Consider the following 3,256-nt stretch of genomic DNA (forward strand, 5'->3'; position numbering starts at 1 on the left):
GTACTTTACGGCATACGATGCGGATGCGCTACGTGAGAATGTGGCGAGTACGGGTGCACAGTTAGCTGACGTCACAAGGGGACTCGTTTTAAATAATACACAAAGGCCACTAGTCACCTTTATAGATGATGATGGAGCAGCCGCAGTGTGGACGGTATTGAAAGAGGTTTTTGTTTCTCGGGACACTCCGTGTACCATCGCGCTTGTATCATCATTTCTTACAGATGGGATTGGGAGCTCAAAAACTAATTTACTTCAATTGCAGAATGATTATGGGTGGGAAGTAGCATCACACACTAAAACACACCGACAACTCAATAGTTTAACACTACCTGAGGCTGAGGCGGAGATGTCTGAATCTCTTTCGGAGCTTAAGGAGATGGGTTTCGATGTAAAACATTTGGTGTACCCATTTGGGGGTCCAAATGCCGCAGTTAGGGACCTTGCGAGAAAATATTACAAGAGTGCCGTTAACGCAGCAGGCGGTGGAATTAATAATCTGCCAATAAAGCAGTATTCGATCAACCGAATTGGACTCGGATCTTACATGGACACCGGGAAGGACAACTTAACGGCATATAAGGCGCTAGTCGACCAGGCCATCGCAAATAAATCATGGTTAATCTTTATGCTGCATATTGGCGAAACTAACGCACAAGGAATACAAGATTTAGGTGACACAATAGATTATATTAAATCTCAGTCTGTGGATATTGTTAACCTCGATACTGGATTTGAAGTTTTCGGAAATATAATTTTTAACGGGAACTTCAACGGAAATTTTGATAATGATGAATATAACATTCTTTCAAAAACGGGTCAGCAATTTATGAACCATGTAAAAAAGACGGATGTAAATTCAGGGACGTTAATTTCTTCATTTCCTATCGGGGATAGCACGAAAACATTTCTGAATGTGGATTCTTCAGGATTTCCTGGAGCTACTGGAGCTGGTATACTGCATACACACAGGGACGCTAATGCAGATTATGGATTCAGTTATCAAACATTTCGACCGTACAATACTACGAGTATTTATCTTCGGTATGCTAACGCTGATAATACCTGGGGGGCATTTACCCGGATCGACTGTGATGTGGCAAGAGAAACAAAGGTTATAGTCGCTGCCCAAAATCAATTTCTTTCAACTAGTGTGCCAACGGACTTTACTCAGGACAGAATTACGATAAACACAGTGCTTAATGGCTCAGCAACTGGATTCCCTAATAACCTCGGTGGAACATTAACAACAACCAGACTAACAGCAGATGCGGGTTATTGTAGTCAAACATATCAAAACTACGGCACAAGTAATTTGTATGTACGTGAGTATGTCAGCGGGGCGTGGACTGTTTGGAGGCATCGAAAGATTGGACTTCCTAAGATAACATACACCTATACCGGAGGAACTGTACCTGCGCAAAGTGGGTTGAGGGTTACGGTTCCGTACAACGGGGTATCAATCAACGATGTGATTTCCATGAGTATTCAGACGCAAATACCTCTAGGAGTATCTTTTCATGCCAGAATGTCTGACATTGACAGCGTTGAGGTTAATTTTGTAAATAGCACTACTAGCCCGGTTGCCCTTGGCGCTCTTACCATATGTCTAGTAGCAGTGAGAAACTAATCCTCTAACCTCTCTCAATATCTATTTTAATATGAAGCATACAATGTTATATTTAGTATGGTTATATCTGGAATAGGGGAGAGGTTTAAAATTATTAGTGTAATCGTTCCTGTCTTTAACGGGGAGAAGCACATTGATGCGGTCGTTCAATGCCTAGAAAATCAAGGCGTAATCGATTTTGAGGTTATTTTTGTGGATGACGGCTCTACAGATGGGTCCCTTGACAAACTTAGGTCAATAAGTGATAACTCTGGCCTTAACGTGAAAATAATATCACAAGAAAATGCCGGAGTGAGCGCCGCACGTAACGCGGGTATTAGAGCTTCAGTCGGAGATTTTATTTGCTTTTGTGATGTGGATGATGAAATTACTGATGATTACCTATATAAAATGCATTCAGCAATGATGAGCAAAAACATAGACCTTGTTATCTGCAAATATAAGTTGATCCAGGTTGATGGCACTGAGTTATCTTACTCGGAAGTGGAAACAGGAGAAGTTACAATAACAGACCCTGTCTCATGCCTAAGGGACTTTCTGTACGGGAGAATTTCAACAGGTGTTTGGAGTATTATGGTCCGAAAAGAAGTACTAATAGAAAATTGCCTAATGTTTGCAGAAGGATACAAATATAGTGAGGATCTTCATATGGTGTGGCGTGTTATAGCTAAGTCCCGCATGATTGCGTATCTGAACAAGAGGCTTTATGTTTACAAACTACAGGAAGGTTCCGCAACTTCTAGCTTCAACAACGAGAGGTTCCATGGGTACACGTTAATGCAAAATCTAAATGGTTTTTTTCTAGATCATGCGCCTCAATTTGTGGACGAGTACACTAAGTACGGTGCGCCAAGGTTGTTATGGTCAATAACATGGCAGGCATCTACTTATTACAATTACAGCGAATTTAAAGCTTTCATCCAGGACAACAAAGTTAAGAAAGAAATGTGGAAACTTAAAACGTCTAGAGAACGAAAAGTAGCTATATCTGCTCTAATGCTTATGGTTTCTCCGTATTTATTTAGACAATTAGCCCTGAGATATGGAAAGAAGTATATTCATTAGCGCATATTCAACGCACGTACCTCCGCAGTCATCAACGCGGAGGTTTTTCGCATTCCACACGAAAGGAGACACACGCCTATGTCGTTCCTCGGCGCATTCAATCGCGCGCCCTTTAATCGCCCTTACGTAATCCAAACGTTCTTTAACGTTACGATCGCATCTGAAACGAACGTATCCGCATATTTAAACGCTGACTTCGCGGTCGGTATCGTATTTGACACCGAAACGAAGTTCGACGGAGCTCCAACGCGCGACATCCCATCCGCCGCCGTATTCGAATCAGCTACGGAATTGCTCACGTCAATGATCCGCGAACGCCTACACACGGCCGGCATCCGTTCATCTACGCAATTCAGCGCAAAAGTACGCTATATGCACGTTGATAAGCTCGCGTTTACTGGCGGCTTTAATCCCGGTGATAAACTCGTCATCGACGTTAAGAAGCAGACGATTACGCTGAACGGAGTCAACGCGATCCACTTACTTGACGGAGATTTCTTCGAACTCGGTCTCGGACTGAACGAAGTCACTTACGCGGATAACGAAGCAGCTCGCGAAATC

Annotated in this window: 4 protein-coding genes; 3 read left to right on the forward strand and 1 reads right to left on the reverse strand. The window is 42.7% G+C overall.

What is annotated here, in order from left to right; all coding sequences use genetic code 11:
* Together CA598_RS31295 and CA598_RS31300 are read left to right on the forward strand one after the other, a co-directional pair.
* Positions 1 to 1,630 (forward strand): polysaccharide deacetylase family protein (locus CA598_RS31295; protein ID WP_179283819.1); only part of this gene is annotated, 1,630 nt, incomplete at its 5' end.
* 57 nt (positions 1,631 to 1,687) lie between these two features.
* Positions 1,688 to 2,695, forward strand: a complete 1,008-nt coding sequence (locus CA598_RS31300; RefSeq protein WP_094879026.1) for a glycosyltransferase family 2 protein — start codon at positions 1,688 to 1,690, stop codon at positions 2,693 to 2,695.
* 122 nt (positions 2,696 to 2,817) lie between these two features.
* On the opposite strand, the gene CA598_RS32525 is transcribed toward CA598_RS31300, so the two are convergent.
* A complete protein-coding gene (locus CA598_RS32525; RefSeq protein WP_179283820.1) occupies positions 2,818 to 2,994 on the reverse strand; it encodes a hypothetical protein in 177 nt (58 codons plus the stop codon).
* Positions 2,995 to 3,067: 73 nt separating this feature from the next.
* Between CA598_RS32525 and CA598_RS32530 the strand changes: the two genes are divergently transcribed.
* A partial coding sequence (locus CA598_RS32530) for a phage distal tail protein (RefSeq protein ID WP_179283821.1) occupies positions 3,068 to 3,256 on the forward strand: 189 nt, incomplete at its 3' end.

This window comes from Paenibacillus sp. VTT E-133291, assembly GCF_002264395.1.
Lineage (GTDB): Bacteria > Bacillota > Bacilli > Paenibacillales > Paenibacillaceae > Paenibacillus_AQ > Paenibacillus_AQ nitricinens.